This is a genomic window from Arthrobacter sp. AG258, assembly GCF_004364695.1.
Classification (GTDB): domain Bacteria; phylum Actinomycetota; class Actinomycetes; order Actinomycetales; family Micrococcaceae; genus Arthrobacter.
Genome location: NZ_SOBI01000003.1, coordinates 229,211 through 242,601, shown reverse-complemented (window position 1 = coordinate 242,601; position 13,391 = coordinate 229,211). Strand labels below are relative to the sequence as shown.

General features: G+C 67.5%; 15 protein-coding genes. 9 read left to right on the top strand and 6 right to left on the bottom strand.

Annotation, left to right across the window (positions count from 1 at the left end):
• Positions 1–45 precede the first annotated feature (45 nt).
• Genes DFO47_RS07490 through DFO47_RS07480 form a run of 3 tightly spaced genes read right to left on the bottom strand, consistent with a single transcriptional unit; the run spans position 46 to position 2,910 of the window.
• Complete coding sequence (locus DFO47_RS07490; RefSeq protein WP_133831211.1) at positions 46–1,068, bottom strand: NAD-dependent epimerase/dehydratase family protein; 1,023 nt, start codon at positions 1,066–1,068, stop codon at positions 46–48.
• Entirely contained in the window at positions 1,062–2,033 is a 972-nt protein-coding gene (locus tag DFO47_RS07485) for an aldo/keto reductase (RefSeq protein ID WP_018763738.1), read from the bottom strand. Before DFO47_RS07485 ends, DFO47_RS07490 begins: the two co-directional genes overlap by 7 nt.
• A 55-nt stretch (positions 2,034–2,088) precedes the next feature.
• Positions 2,089–2,910 (bottom strand): aldo/keto reductase, encoded by an 822-nt coding sequence (locus DFO47_RS07480; RefSeq protein ID WP_133831210.1) that lies wholly within the window; start codon positions 2,908–2,910, stop codon positions 2,089–2,091.
• Positions 2,911–3,107: 197 nt separating this feature from the next.
• Between DFO47_RS07480 and DFO47_RS07475 the strand changes: the two genes are divergently transcribed.
• A complete protein-coding gene (locus tag DFO47_RS07475; RefSeq protein ID WP_133831209.1) occupies positions 3,108–4,022 on the top strand; it encodes a helix-turn-helix transcriptional regulator in 915 nt (304 codons plus the stop codon).
• Between the two features lie 149 nt (positions 4,023–4,171).
• Positions 4,172–4,378, top strand: a complete 207-nt coding sequence (locus tag DFO47_RS07470; protein ID WP_018763735.1) for a hypothetical protein — start codon at positions 4,172–4,174, stop codon at positions 4,376–4,378.
• Positions 4,379–4,462: 84 nt separating this feature from the next.
• Here the strand turns inward: DFO47_RS07470 and DFO47_RS07465 are convergent, their stop codons facing one another.
• Together DFO47_RS07465 and DFO47_RS07460 are read right to left on the bottom strand one after the other, a co-directional pair.
• Complete coding sequence (locus tag DFO47_RS07465; protein ID WP_018763734.1) at positions 4,463–4,675, bottom strand: dodecin; 213 nt, start codon at positions 4,673–4,675, stop codon at positions 4,463–4,465.
• Between the two features lie 114 nt (positions 4,676–4,789).
• Complete coding sequence (locus DFO47_RS07460; protein ID WP_018763733.1) at positions 4,790–5,494, bottom strand: FadR/GntR family transcriptional regulator; 705 nt, start codon at positions 5,492–5,494, stop codon at positions 4,790–4,792.
• Positions 5,495–5,666: 172 nt separating this feature from the next.
• Between DFO47_RS07460 and DFO47_RS07455 the strand changes: the two genes are divergently transcribed.
• The 7 genes from DFO47_RS07455 to DFO47_RS07425 all read left to right on the top strand — a co-directional run bounded on the left by DFO47_RS07455 (position 5,667) and on the right by DFO47_RS07425 (position 12,801).
• Positions 5,667–7,166, top strand: coding sequence for a four-carbon acid sugar kinase family protein (locus tag DFO47_RS07455; RefSeq protein WP_133831208.1), 1,500 nt, complete (start codon positions 5,667–5,669; stop codon positions 7,164–7,166).
• A gap of 30 nt (positions 7,167–7,196) precedes the next feature.
• The gene (locus DFO47_RS07450) at positions 7,197–8,096 is read left to right on the top strand and encodes an NAD(P)-dependent oxidoreductase (protein ID WP_133831207.1); all 900 of its coding nucleotides are present in this window, start codon (positions 7,197–7,199) and stop codon (positions 8,094–8,096) included.
• A 154-nt stretch (positions 8,097–8,250) separates the two neighbouring features.
• Positions 8,251–9,717 carry a GntP family transporter gene (locus DFO47_RS07445; RefSeq protein ID WP_018763730.1) on the top strand — a complete coding sequence of 489 codons (1,467 nt, stop codon included), beginning with the start codon at positions 8,251–8,253 and terminating at the stop codon, positions 9,715–9,717.
• Complete coding sequence (locus DFO47_RS07440) at positions 9,717–10,568, top strand: class II fructose-bisphosphate aldolase (protein ID WP_018763729.1); 852 nt, start codon at positions 9,717–9,719, stop codon at positions 10,566–10,568. The genes DFO47_RS07445 and DFO47_RS07440 overlap by 1 nt, the downstream gene beginning before the upstream one ends.
• A 36-nt stretch (positions 10,569–10,604) precedes the next feature.
• Complete coding sequence (locus DFO47_RS07435; RefSeq protein ID WP_133831206.1) at positions 10,605–11,003, top strand: DUF1304 domain-containing protein; 399 nt, start codon at positions 10,605–10,607, stop codon at positions 11,001–11,003.
• Between the two features lie 85 nt (positions 11,004–11,088).
• Positions 11,089–12,456: an acyltransferase gene (locus tag DFO47_RS07430; RefSeq protein WP_133831205.1), complete on the top strand. Its 1,368-nt coding sequence runs from the start codon at positions 11,089–11,091 to the stop codon at positions 12,454–12,456.
• 15 nt (positions 12,457–12,471) lie between these two features.
• Entirely contained in the window at positions 12,472–12,801 is a 330-nt protein-coding gene (locus DFO47_RS07425; RefSeq protein ID WP_133831204.1) for a GNAT family N-acetyltransferase, read from the top strand.
• An 81-nt stretch (positions 12,802–12,882) separates the two neighbouring features.
• Here the strand turns inward: DFO47_RS07425 and DFO47_RS07420 are convergent, their stop codons facing one another.
• Positions 12,883–13,206, bottom strand: a complete 324-nt coding sequence (locus tag DFO47_RS07420; RefSeq protein WP_133831203.1) for a hypothetical protein — start codon at positions 13,204–13,206, stop codon at positions 12,883–12,885.
• Between the last annotated feature and the right edge of the window lie 185 nt (positions 13,207–13,391).

Here is a 13,391-nt window from a genome sequence, read left to right as displayed (position 1 = left end):
TGCTGCGGGATGGTGCGGCAGGCCGGCCACGCCGGCAGGTACGGATCAGGCGCCTTGCCGGGCCCAGCCGGTGAGCTTGTCCGAAAGCTGCATGTAGGCCTCGTTGACCTGCTGCAGCTCCGGGTGGGCGTCGTACCACTGGACAATTTCCCGGGCGCCGTCCGCAAACGGGATGGTGGCGGTGTAGTCCGGGACCAAGGATTTGATCTTGGTGTTATCGAAGACCACCGAGTGGGACCGGTCGCCCAGCAGGTTTGACCCCAGTTCCTGGTCGTGCGCGGCGATGGTCTGGGATGCCACGTGCACCAGCCCGGGTTCACGGACGCCGGCCGCCCGGGCGAACAGCCGGTAGATCTGGTTCCACGGCAGGTATTCGTCGGAGGTGATGGTGTAGCTTTCACCCACCGCCTGGGGCCTTCCGAGCAGGCCAACAAACGCCTTCGCGAAGTCTTTGCTGTGCGTCAGCGTCCAGAGTGACGTGCCATCGCCGTGCACCATGACCGGAAGCCCGCTCCGCATCCGGTGGATGTCCGTCCAGCCGCCCACCATGGCGATTTTGGTGCGGTCGTAGGTGTGCGACGGCCGGACCACGGTCAGCGGAAAGTCCTCTTCCCGGTAGGCCCGGAACAACAGCTCCTCGCACGCGATCTTGTCCCGGGAGTACTGCCAGAAGGGATTCTTCAACGGCGTGGACTCCAGGATGGGCAGCCTGGTGGGCGGCTTCTGGTAGGCGGAGGCGGAGCTGATGAAGACGTACTGGCCCGCCCGGTCCCGGAACAGATCCATGCTGGTTTGCGCCTGGTCCGGGGTATAGGCGATGAAGTCCGCCACGGCGTCGAACTCCCTGCCGCCCAGCACCTCACGGACCGCGGCCGCATCCCGGACGTCCGCGTGCAGCACTTCAGCACCGTCCGGAACCGGCCGGGTGGATTGGCCCCGGTTCAGGATGGTCAGCCGGTGGCCGAGCGCGACGGCGTGTTCTGCCGCCGCCGCGCTGATCACCCCGGTGCCGCCGATGAAGAGGAGGTTCCGTGGCGCCACCGTGCCGGCAGCCAGGGGAGTTACCACGCGTAGTCTTCCGGTGCCGTGCGGTGGCCGGGGAAGATGTCGTCAAGCCGCTTGAGCGCGTCTGCGTCGAGTGTGACGTCCAGGGCGCGGATGGCGGCATCCAGTTGTTCCTGCGTGCGCGGGCCCACGATCGGGGCGGTCACGGCGGGCTGGTGCAGCAGCCACGCCAGTGCGACGTCGCCCGGTTCGTGCCCCAGTTCGTCGGCGAAGTCCTCGTACTGGCGGATCTGGTCTTCATGCTTCTTCAGCGTCTCGGCGGCGCGGCCTTCGGTACGCCGCACGCCCTGCCGCTCCTTCTTCAGCACGCCGCCCAGCAAGCCGCCCTGCAGCGGTGACCAGGGGATCAGGCCCAGGCCGTACTGCTGGGCCGCCGGGATGACTTCCAGCTCCACCTGCCGCATGAACAGGTTGTAGATGGACTGTTCGCTGACCAGCCCGGTGTAATTCCGGCGCCGCGCCGCTTCCTGGGCCTGGGCGATGTGCCAGCCGGCGAAGTTGCTGCTGCCGGAGTACAGGATCTTTCCCTGCTGCACCGCCACTTCGATGGCCTGCCAGATCTCGTCCCACGGTGTGTCACGGTCGATGTGGTGGAACTGGTACACATCGATGTAGTCCGTCTGCAGCCGCTTGAGGCTCGCATCCAGGGCCCTGCGGATGTTCAGTGCCGAGAGCTTGGACTCGTTGGGCCGGTCCGTCATGGTGCCGTAGAGCTTGGTGGCCAGGACGGTGTGCTCGCGGCGCTCGCCGCCCTTGGCGAACCAGCGCCCAATGATTTCCTCGGTCCAGCCGCGGTGGTCTGCCCCGCCGTAGACGTTGGCGGTGTCGAAGAAGTTGATGCCGGACGCGTGGGCGGAGTCCATGATGCTGTGGGCGTCCGCTTCCTCCGTCTGCGGCCCGAAGTTCATGGTGCCAAGGCAGAGGCGGGAAACTTTCAGGCCGGAGCGGCCCAGGTGGGTGTACTGCACGGAAATTCCTTTCGGTGGTGGAGCTTGTCGGCCAGGTGGTCGGGCTTGTCGAAACCTACATCTGGGTGAAGGCCGCGACGGCGGGATCGGACCCGATGCGGGCACCGGACTCAAGCGCCGTGATGGCGGCCAGTTCGTCGGCGGAGAGCGTGAGCGATGATGCCGCGAAGTTTTCCCGGATCCGGCCGGGGTTGGCCGACTTGGGGATGACGATGTTTCCCTGGGCCAGGTGCCAGGCGAGTACCACTTGGGCGGTGGTGGCCTCGTGGGCGCTGGCAATCGCGGTGACGGCGTTTCCGTTCAGGTCCCCGCCCTGGCCTAGCGGGCTGTACGCCTCCACGGCGATGCCCAGGTCCCGGCACTTTGCGGCGAGGTCCGCCTGCTGGTAGCTGGGGTGCAGTTCGATCTGGTTGACGGCGGGGACGGTTTCGGCGGACTCAAGCAGGGTGTCCAGGTGGTCGGACAAGAAGTTCGAGACCCCGATCGCGCGGATTTCCTTGTTCTGGTACAACCGCTCCATCTCCTTCCACGCCTGGACGAACAAACCCTGTGAGGGCACCGGCCAGTGGATGAGGTAGAGGTCGATGAAGTCCAGGCCCAGTGCTTTGCGGCTGTTTTGGAACGCCTCCTGCGCGCGGCCCTGCTCGCCGTTGCGCAGCTTGGTGGTTACGAAGATCTCGTCGCGGGCGATGCCGGTGGCGGCAAGCGCCGCACCCACTCCGGCCTCGTTGCGGTAGGCGGCGGCGGTATCGATGTGGCGGTAGCCGGCCTCGAGGGCGTCCTCGACGGTGCGCTGGGTGTCTTCCGGCGGAACCTGGAAAACGCCGAAGCCAAGTTGCGGGATGGTGACGCCGTTGTTGAGTGTCAGCTCTGACATGGGTGTGCTCCTAGGACGATGGTGATGTGGATCGGTGCCGGCTGCTCGACGAAGAAAGCGGTTTCCGCTGGCTCACTCCTGAGCCTATGCACTTTTGCCCGACAAGTCAGCAGAGAAGGCTGTTCCTGTTTTTCCTAGGATTCCCAGTCCTACCTTTTGGGTGGAGCGGGGCACCCTTCCCGGGCAGAATGGTCTGCATGGGTCAAAGCGCCGAGTTCGGAAAATTCCTCAAAGCCATGCGGTCCCGGCTGAGTCCGGAGGTTGCCGGAACGGGTCCCAGCACCGGTGCCCGCAGGGTTCCGGGGCTGCGGCGGGAGGAAGTGGCGCGGCTGGCCGGGGTCAGTACCGACTACTACGTCCGGCTGGAGCAGGGGCGCAACATCCACCCCTCACGCACCGTCCTGGACGCCGTCGCGAGGGCGCTGCGGCTGGACAGCAGCGAGCACGCGCACATGCTGGACCTGCTGGAGAACTGTGCCGGTGGTCCGCGCGAGGCCGGTACGGCCGCAGCGCAGGGCGTCCGGCCCGCGCTGCGCCAGCTCCTCGACGCGGTGGGGGAGGTGCCCGCCCTGGTGCTGGGCCGGCGCAGTGATGTCCTGGCCGGCAACCGGATGGCGTTCCTGCTGTTCGCCGATTTTCCGGCGCTGCAGGCGGCGGAGCGGAACCTCACCCGCTGGACCATCCTTGATCCAGCGGCGCGGGAGCTTTTCAGGGACTGGAAGACGGTGGCTGCCGAAGCCGCCGGATCCCTTCGGCTCGACGTGGGCCGGCATCCCAACGATCCGCAGGCCAACCACCTGGTGGGGGAGTTGGCCGTGAACAGCGAGCATTTCCGCCAGTGGTGGGCCGGGCACCGGGTGGCCACGAGGGCGGCGGGCACTGTCCGGCTGCACCATCCGGCGGTGGGCGACCTGGAATTGAACTTCGAGAACCTGGTCCTGCCGGAGGATCCCGACCAGATGCTGCGGGTGTATTCCGCTCGTCCGGGCTCGCCGTCGTCGGACGCATTGGCCCTGCTTGGCAGCCTGGGTGCCCCCAGTGCTCCCGGTGCGGGAGATGCAGGCGCGCTGCGGGACGCAGCCACGGTGGCCGACGGCGGGCCGGCGGACTAAGCGCCGCGGCTCGGTACCGTAACTGTACATTCGTCCAGCGAATGGCACCGATTCTGGCCAGCCGCCCATTGGGCTTCGGCCGGCTGTTTCCTAGGGTTGAAGAACAAGCTTCCCCGCCCGGTTCTTACCACCCCAGGATGGTCTCAACGATGAAACGCATCGCACTGCTGAAGGAACGCCAGGCCTCCGCCGGCGCCACGTCCACAGCCACGGGTTCGCACTGCCCGGCCTCCGGACTCTGGAGCCCGGACTCCGATTCCCGCACCGTCCTGTCCTTCTTCGAAGGCCAGGTTTTCCCCGCGTTCGACGGCGTCCCAACGGTCTGGCGGCGCCGCAGCCCGGGAACAGCCAACTAAGGCACGAGCCCGGGGCAACGAGCTTAAAATCGGGAGGTCGTGAAGCCAGTGCTTCACGACCTCCCGGCGTTAAGGCTGGAGTGCTCAGTGATCTTCCAGCCGGAAGCCGAGTTTGATGGTTACCTGCCAGTCAGCGACCTTGCCTTCCTCCAGGTGGCCGCGGATCTCCTTCACCTCGAACCAGTCGAGGTTCCGGAGGGTCTGGGAGGCTTTGGCGATCCCGTTCCGGACCGCGTCGTCCACGCCTTCGGTGGAGGTGCCGACAATTTCAGAAATGCTGTACGTGTGGTTGGACAACTTCGCTCCTCGTGATCATCGTTGCTCCCGGTTGCGGGCCGTCCCTGAAGCCTAGTGGCACTGCGAGAGCGTTGACCAGAGGACCGGCCCCCTTCATGCAGGCCGCCCTCGGGCTCACTTGGCGGGCAGGACCAGGTTCCGCAGGTCGTCCAGGGTCTGCTGCATGTGGGCGTCCATGGCGGTGCGGGAGCGGGCCGGGTCGCGGGACTCAAGGGCCTCGGCGATGTTCTGGTGGTGTCCGATGGCGTGTTCCTGGATGGCCGGTACCGCCGACGTCTCGGCACGGCGCTTTTCCAGGACGCGGTGCAGCGGCTCGAACAGGACGGAGACGAAGACGTTCCCCGAGGCGCGCAGGATGACGTCGTGGAAGCCGAGATCGGCCTCTACGAACGCTGCGACGTCGTTGATGCTGTTGGCGGCCTTCATGGCCGAGACGTAGGCGAACAAGGAGGCAATGTCCTCCTCCGAGATGCGTCCGGCGGCAAGTTCGCAGGCTCCTGTTTCCAGCATCCGGCGGAGCTCGATGAGTTGGATGGAGGCGTCGGCGTCGTTCTTGCCCTCCGATGCCGCCCGCAGCACCGCTTCCAGCGATGTCCACCGGCTCAGGGGGTTGACGAACGTCCCCCGCCCTCGTTCGACGCTGAGGATCTGCTGGGCCTGGAGCGTCTTCATCGCTTCACGGACCGTCATGCGGCTGACTTCATGGCGGGCGCTGAGTTCCAGTTCGCCTGGAACCGTGGCGCCGGGCGGAAACTCGCCTTCGATGATGCGGTCCAGCAGCTCATCGGCCACGATGCCGACCAGCGATTTCCTTGCCATGGTTCCCCCGCTTCCTGCTTCCGGCCAACGCCCGGCGGATATGTCAGACAAGTCTACTTGCGCGTCTTTATGCCGTGTGCCACACTAACATTCAAATGCAAGATGTCAGACATCTTACAGTTACCTTTACATCAGTATCCGGGTCCCGGATCGCTACACAATGGAGTGCACTGTGACGCTTGAAGCAGACCTTCTGGCCGCCTATCCGGCTGACCTCGAGATCCCCGCAGGGCTCGTTGCCGGCTCCCTGGCCGCTTCCAACGCAGAGGTTCCCCGCGTCCTGGTGGTGCTCGACGACGACCCCACCGGCACCCAGTCCGTGGCAGACCTCCCCGTGCTCACCAGGTGGGACGTGGAGGACTTCAGCTGGGCTTTTGCGCAGGGAAAGCCCGCGGTCTACGTCCTCACCAACACCCGGTCCCTCGACCCCGCCGAAGCGGCTGCCCGCAATGAGGAAGTGGTCCGCAACGCCCTCGCGGCGGCAGGATCGCCCGACTCCCTGCGGCTGGGATTCGTCAGCCGCAGCGACTCCACCCTCCGCGGCCACTACCCCCTGGAGCCTGACGTCATCGCGGCCACCGTTGCCGGGGTCAGCGGCGAGACGACCGACGGCGTGGTCCTGGTCCCCGCATTCCCAGACGCCGGCCGGCTCACCATCGGCGGCGTCCACTACATGCGCGGCACCGGTGACGCGAAGGGCACCGTGGTCCCCGTCTCCGAGACCGAATTCGCCAAGGATGCGTCCTTCGGCTTCAGCACCTCCGTCATGGCCGACTACGTTGCCGAGAAATCCCAGGGCAGGTTCCCGGCGGACTCAGTGATCGTCCTGGACCTGAACATCATCCGTGCCGGCGCCGCCGCCCAGGACCCGGCCATCTCCGCCAAGGCGATCGCGGACGCCATCGAGCCCGCCACCGATTCCACGCCCATCGTGGCGGACATCGTCACCGAGAATGACTTCCGCGCCCTGGCGCTGGGACTGGAAGAGGCAGAACGCCGCGGCAAGAAGCTCCTCTACCGAGTGGGCCCGCCGTTCGTCCGCGGCCGCATCGGCCAGGAGATCCGGGCCGCACTGACTTCAGAAGAGGCCTACGCAGGCAACACCCCGTCGGAGGCGGGCGGCCTGATCGTGGTGGGCTCGCACGTCGGCGTGACCACCCGGCAGCTCAACGTCCTCACCGCTGAACACAGCTCGGCGCGCATCATCGAGATCGACGTCGAGAAGCTCCTCGCCGCCGAAGCTGGAACAGCCAACCCCAGCGCCAAGGAGCACCTGGACCGCACGGTGGACGCCGTGGTCGAGGCCCTCCACGCCGGCGACGTGATCGTCCACACCAGCCGCCTGCTGATCAAGACGGACGACCCCGCCGAAAGCCTGCGGATCGCCCGCACCGTCTCCGCCGCCGTCGTGGACGTGGTCAACCGGACCCTGAAGATCTTCCCGCCGCGGTTCGTCATCGCCAAGGGCGGGATCACGTCCTCCGACGTCGCCGCCCACGGCCTGGAAATCCGGCACGGCATTGTCCGCGGCCCCATGCTCCCGGGCATCGTCAGCCTCTGGGAACCGGTGGACGGCCCCGCCAAGGGCATCCCGTACATCGTGTTCGCCGGCAACGTGGGCGACGACGACTCCCTGGCCCAGGTCACCCGCAAGCTCAGCAACAAGTTCTAAGAGTTCCGAACAAATTCAACGGAGAACACCATGACCAGCAACTACACCGTCACCGTCCTGGGCCTCGGCGCCATGGGCCTGCCCATGGCCACCCGCATGGCCTCCCAGCTCACAGTCCACGGCTTCGACATCGCCGAGCCCCGCCTCAAGCTCGCCGAAGAAGCCGGCATCGCCACCTTCACCACCGCCCGCGAAGCCGCCAAGGGCGCGGACGCCGTGCTCCTGGCCGTCCGCAACGGCGAGCAGCTCAACGACGTCCTCTTCGGCGAAAACGGCGTGGCCTCCGTCCTGGAGCCGGGCGCCGTCGTCATCCTCGGCAGCACGGTGGGCACCGACGCCATCCCCGCCACCGTGGCCAAGCTGGCCGAATACGGGGTGGACCTGGTGGACGCCCCGCTGTCCGGCGGCCCCAAGCGCGCCGGCGAAGGCGACCTGCTGATCGTCGTCGGCGCGTCCCCCGAAGCCCGCGAAAAGGCCGCGCCGGCCCTGGACCTGCTGGCCTCCACGCTCACCGTGGTGGGTGACAACCCCGGCGACGGCCAGGCCCTGAAGACCGTCAACCAGCTCCTGTGCGGCGTCCACATCGCCGCGGCCGCCGAGGCCCTGGCCCTGGCCGACGCGCTGGGACTGGACCAGGCCAAGACCCTCGCCGCCCTCGAAGCCGGCGCTGCCGGTTCCTTCATGCTCTCCAACCGTGGCCCCCGCATCCTGGAGGCCTACAACGAGGAAGGCGCCGAGGTCCTGTCCCGCCTGGACATCTTCGTCAAGGACATGGGCATCGTGGGCAAAGCCACCCGCGCGGCCGGGCTGGCAGCCCCCGTTGCCGCCGCCGCCGAGCAGCTCTACCTGCTGGGCCAGGCCCAGGGCCTCGCCGCGGCCGATGACTCCGCCGTCATCAAGGTGGTCGCCCCGGCCAAGCGGACCAAGTAAGCGTCTCTCCCCCCGAACGGTACGACGACGGCGGTCCCCCCTCCGCCGTCGTCGTACCTCCCAGCGTTGCGGCTTAGTTCCGCAGCGTTCCATCCCCGCCGTGATACCTGATGCCCGTCTGCCCCGGACCGGCACGTCAAAGGAGACATTTCCCGTGAACCACCTGATGAGCCCGCTGATACAGCGGGCGGCCGATGCTCCGGCCATCAAGCCCGCCGTGGAGCTGGGCACCCCGCTGCTGCTCACCATCGCCGCCGTTGGCATCGCCATCCTGCTGGTGATGATCATCCGCTTCAAGATCCAGGCGTTCGTGGCCCTGCTGACCGTCAGCATCCTGGTTGCCGTGGCCGCCACGATCCCGCTGCAGGACATCTTCACCGTGGTGTCCGGCGGCGTGGGCAGCACCATGGGCAAGGTGGCCATCCTGATCGCGCTCGGCGCCGTGCTGGGCCGCATGATCGAGGTCTCCGGCGGTGTCCAGTCGCTGGCCGACCACTTCACCCGCAAACTCGGCGCCCGCCGGGTGGCCGTGGCGCTGACCGCCGTCGGCTTCCTGGTGGCCATCCCCGTGTTCTTCGAAGTCGGCATCATCGTGCTGGTCCCCATCGTCTACGCCTTCGCCAAGATCGCCAAGGTCCACCCGGTTAAGTTCGGCCTGCCCATGGCCGGCATCATGCTCGCCATCCACGTGGCCGTTCCGCCGCACCCGGGAATCGTTGCCGGCGCCGGCGTGCTGGGTGCCGACATCGGGCTGATCGCCCTGATCTCACTGCTCATCTGCATTCCGCTCGGCTTCCTGTCCTACTGGGTGGCGTCCATCATGAACCGCAAGGACTACGAGCTGCTGCCGGCCGTGAAGACCCAGGTGGAGGAGTTCGGTTCCGACTCACTGGTCAAGGTGGGCCACGACGGCCCCGGTGCCGCCGCCATCGCACCCCCTCGCCCGGGCCTGATCATTTTCCTGATCGCTGCCCCGATCGTGCAGATCCTCCTGGGTACCGCCGGCACCCTCATCCTCCCCAAGAGCGATCCCCTCTACGGCCTGGCAGCCTTCATCGGCAACCCGTTCCTGGCCCTGCTGGTGGCCGTGGCGCTGTCCTTCTTCCTGCTCGCGGTCCGCCGCGGCTGGTCCTTCAAGGAGACCGGTGAAATCTTCGAAGGCGCCCTGCCTCCCATCGCCTCCATCCTGATGGTGGTGGCTGCCGGCGGCGTCTTCGGCAACGTCCTGCAGGTCTCGGGCATCGGCGGGGCGCTCTCCAAGACCCTGGACACGCTCGGCGTGCCGCTGCTGCTGCTCGGCTTCATCATTTCCCTCGCACTGCGTGCCGCCCAGGGTTCGGCCACCGTGGCCATCGTGACCACCACCGGCCTGCTCTCCGCAGCGGTCAGCGGCGGCGGCTACAGCCCGGCCCAGATCGCCGTGATCGTGATCGCCATCGGCTTCGGCGCCTTGGGCCTCTCCCACGTCACGGACGCCGGCTTCTGGGTGGTGGTGCGATACTACGGCCTGACCGTCTCGGACGGCCTGAAGACCTGGACCGTCCTGACTACCATCCTGGGCCTGGCCGGCTTCGCGCTGACCTTCGTGGCCTGGATCCTGGTGGGAGGCCTGGGCGTCTGATGCGTACCCGACTGGACCACCTGGTCACCACCGCCCTGCAACAGGGTTCCGCCGTGCCGGCCTTCACCTGCTACGACTTCACCACCGCGCTGGCCGTGGTGGGCGCCGCAGAGGAATCAGGACGCGGTGCCATCCTGCTGGTGGCACCCAAGACCGCCGCCACCGCGAACGGGCTCAGGCTCATAGCGGCGCTCCGCACCCTGGCCGACGCGGCGGCGGTTCCGGTGGCCGTGCAGCTTGACCACGCCAGCGACCTCAAGGTGATGGCCGACGCCGTCGCGGCAGGGGCGGATTCGGTCCTCGCCGACGGTTCATCCCTTCCCTACGAGGACAACATTGCCCTGGTCAAGTCGGCCCGCGCCCTGCTGGGCCCGGACGTGGTGCTCGAAGCGGAACTTGGCGGCCTGGCCGGCGACGAGGACCGCGCCTTCGGTGCAGACCAGTCCGGCGCCGACGTTGCAGGCCTGACCGACTCGGCGCAGGTGGAGGACTTCGTGTCCCGTACCGGCGCGGAACTGCTTGCCGTGGCCGTGGGCAATGTCCACGGCAAGTACAAGGGCGAGCCGCGGCTGCGCTGGGACGTGCTCCAGGACATTGCGGCCCGGGTCCACATTCCGCTGGTGCTGCACGGCGCTTCCGGCATCCCCGCCGGGGAACTGGTGAAAGCCGCGGCCATGAACGTAGGCAAGGTCAACTTCAACACCGAGCTGCGGACCGGCGTGCTGGCCACCCTCCAGGACCAGCTGCCCGCCCACCGGGCGGACGGCGAAAACCTGCAGGGCCTGCTGGCCCGGTGGAACCACTCGGCCAAGGAGTTCGCCACCGCCACGCTGGCCACGCTGGCACGGTAGGAAAGACCCCACTCCGGGGGAGGCTAGGATCAAGCCATGATCCTGGCCTCCCTCTTTTTTGCCTTCCTCGCCGCGGCGCTGCACGTTTTCATCTTCACCATGGAATCCGTGACCTGGACCCGGCCCGCCACGTGGAAACGCTTCAGCATCGGATCCCAGGACCATGCAGAGATCACCAGGCCGCTGGCGTACAACCAGGGGTTCTACAACCTGTTCCTGGCAGTGGGTGCCCTGGTCGGAATCGGCCTGGTGGTGTTCGGGGCCGGTCCGGCGCAGCACGTGGCGGGCTGGACCCTGGTGTTTTCAAGCTGCGGCTCCATGCTCCTGGCGGCCGTGGTCCTGGCCCTCAGCGGCCGCAAGTACCTCCGCGCGGCGGCCACCCAGGGCGCAACGCCGCTGCTCGCCGTCGTCCTGGGCCTGGTGGCTGCGCTCTAGCCCGGCACCCCTGCCTCTTCTACACCACCGGCAACAGGCGCAGAATGGTGCTGTGAACAGGGTCGGGACGCTGTAAGGCCACGTGGTGCGGCGGGGTCAGGGGAACCAAGACCACGCGGACACGGCAGCCCGTGATCCGGCGATCGACCTTGTCCGCTTCGTCTGCCTGGCATTGGTGGTGGTGGGCCATTCCATGATGGTCAGTCCGGTCCTGCACCCGGACGGGACCGTGACAACGGAGAACACCCTTGGCGACCAGGACTGGTTTGTCCCCGTCATCTGGATCTTCATGGTCATGCCCCTGTTCTTCGTTACCGGGGGTGTGACCGGCCTTCAGTCCTGGCGCCGGATGAAGGCGCGGGGCGGGACGGCGGCCCAGTTCATCCGTGCACGGCTGCTGCGCCTGGTCCGTCCGGCCACCGCGCTGCTTGCGGCGATGGTCCTGGGACTGTTGTTGGCCCGTGCCCTCGGGGTGGACCCTCAGGTGGTCCAGCTCATGGCCACCGGCGCCGGCATGCCGCTGTGGTTCCTGGCCGCCTACCTCGCGGCGCAGTTGAACATTCCGGTCCTGGCGGCGCTCCATGCGCGTTCCCCCTGGCTGGCGCTGGGCCTGCTCCTCGGCCTGGTGGTTGCCGTGGATTGCCTCCGGGGGGCGCTGCCGAACCTTGCCTACGCGAACCTGGTGTTCGTGTGGTGCGCAGTGCAGCAACTGGGCTTCCTGGCGGCCGACGGCTGGACGTCCCGGCTTTCCCGTTCGGGCCTGCTGGCCATCGCGTTGGCAGCAAACCTTGCGTTGGGCCTGGTGACGGGGCTGGGCCTGTACACCGGCAACATGCTGGTGAACCTCAATCCACCCAACCTCACCCTGGTCCTGTTGGCCGTCTCCCAGCTGGCCGCGATGGAGCTGGCGCGGCCGGTCCTCGCGTCGCTCGCCGAGGTCCGCTGGATTGGCCGCCTCGTGGGCGTGGCGGGCAGCCGGTCCCTGACGGTGTACTTGTGGCACCTGCCGCTGCTGGGCGCGATGTCAGGGCTGCTGCTCCTGGTGCCGTTCCCCAAGCCCGGCGCCGGCACCGCCGCGTGGTGGTGGTCGCGGCCCGTGGTGGTCCTGGCCCTGGTCGTCCTGCTGCTCCCCGTCGCTGCCGCCTTCGGCCGCCTTGAGGACCGGGTAACGGCACCACACGCCTACCGCAGCCGGCCCGCCTTGGCTGCGGCCGCCGTCGTCGTGGTCTTCCTTCCCGCGGCGGACGCCGCCCTCAACGGATTGTCACTGGGGCTGCTGGCTGCCGGCACCTTGTGCTTTTCCGCGGCGATCCTCCTGCTGGGCGGGTTTCCGCTGCGGCGCCGGCCATCGGCCGGGACCAGGCCCCCGCGACGGCCGGCGCGCGGGCCGGCGGCCCGGACCACCTCCCGCCGGAGGCGCGGCCGAAGGGGCATTGCCAGCGGGGTGAAGTAGTGCCAGTGTCAAACCATGACCGAGAACACCATGTCCACAGAGGATAAGTTCACCCCCAACGTCACCCTGCGGCGCAACGACGCGGACCACCGGTACGAACTCCTGGTGGACGGCAGGCTCGCTGTCCAGGCCTTCTTCCACGCCCTGCCGGGACATATCGACTTCACCCATACCGAAACGGGCCAGGACTTCGAGGGGCAGGGGCTGGGCAAGGTGCTGGCGCATTTTGCCCTGGATGACGTGGTGGCCACCGGAAAACGCATCATTCCGCACTGCCCGTTTATGTCCAGCTACCTCCGCAAGCACGAGGGCTACGAACAGTTCGTGGACTGGCCCGAGCGCTGACCGCCCGCCGGCCCCATCCGCTGATCGCATCCGCCAATCACATTCGCTGGCCGCGGGCCGGCGCCCGCGCTCGGAGCAGGGTCAGCTGGCCAGGGCCGAATCGCTGACCGCCCAGGCGGTCCCGGGGTCGTCGATGGTGAAGCCGCAGGCACAGCGGTAGGTGGTGACGGTTTCGCCCGCCTCCGGCCGCAGTGCCACCACGGAGGTTCCGTCAACGTAAACGGGCTGCCGGACCGGAAGTTCCCCGTGATCGACAAGCTGCATCGGCGTGCGGCAGTGCATGCGCGAATTGAGGGTCACCAGCAGTCCTGCATCGACAGGTACCGTGGCGGCCGGAAACTGCTCAGCCGGTTCGCGGCGCTCCCCAAACGCCATCAGCTGCTCATCCATTGCGGTGGTCATCATGTTCTTCCTTGGGCTTCTTTCACGGAACCGCCATGGCCGGCAGTCCCGCCGCGAACTGCTTGCGGAGGTTCATCTACCCCACAAGAAAAGCATGCTTACTAATTGATGCACAAGTTCCGGCATCTGGTGATGGCCCGCAATCCCCAGTACCCGCTTGACCCCAAGCGTAGCGTCGCGGGGCTCCG

Excerpts from the sequence above, each read along its gene's own strand:
- DFO47_RS07480 (WP_133831210.1), bottom strand. The coding sequence starts at position 2,910 with ATGTCAGAGCTGACACTCAACAACGGCGTCACCATCCCGCAACTTGGC.
- DFO47_RS07475 (WP_133831209.1), top strand. The coding sequence starts at position 3,108 with ATGGGTCAAAGCGCCGAGTTCGGAAAATTCCTCAAAGCCATGCGGTCC.
- DFO47_RS07470 (WP_018763735.1), top strand. The coding sequence starts at position 4,172 with ATGAAACGCATCGCACTGCTGAAGGAACGCCAGGCCTCCGCCGGCGCC.
- DFO47_RS07460 (WP_018763733.1), bottom strand. The coding sequence starts at position 5,494 with ATGGCAAGGAAATCGCTGGTCGGCATCGTGGCCGATGAGCTGCTGGAC.
- DFO47_RS07450 (WP_133831207.1), top strand. The coding sequence starts at position 7,197 with ATGACCAGCAACTACACCGTCACCGTCCTGGGCCTCGGCGCCATGGGC.
- DFO47_RS07440 (WP_018763729.1), top strand. The coding sequence starts at position 9,717 with ATGCGTACCCGACTGGACCACCTGGTCACCACCGCCCTGCAACAGGGT.
- DFO47_RS07435 (WP_133831206.1), top strand. The coding sequence starts at position 10,605 with ATGATCCTGGCCTCCCTCTTTTTTGCCTTCCTCGCCGCGGCGCTGCAC.
- DFO47_RS07425 (WP_133831204.1), top strand. The coding sequence starts at position 12,472 with ATGACCGAGAACACCATGTCCACAGAGGATAAGTTCACCCCCAACGTC.
- DFO47_RS07420 (WP_133831203.1), bottom strand. The coding sequence starts at position 13,206 with ATGATGACCACCGCAATGGATGAGCAGCTGATGGCGTTTGGGGAGCGC.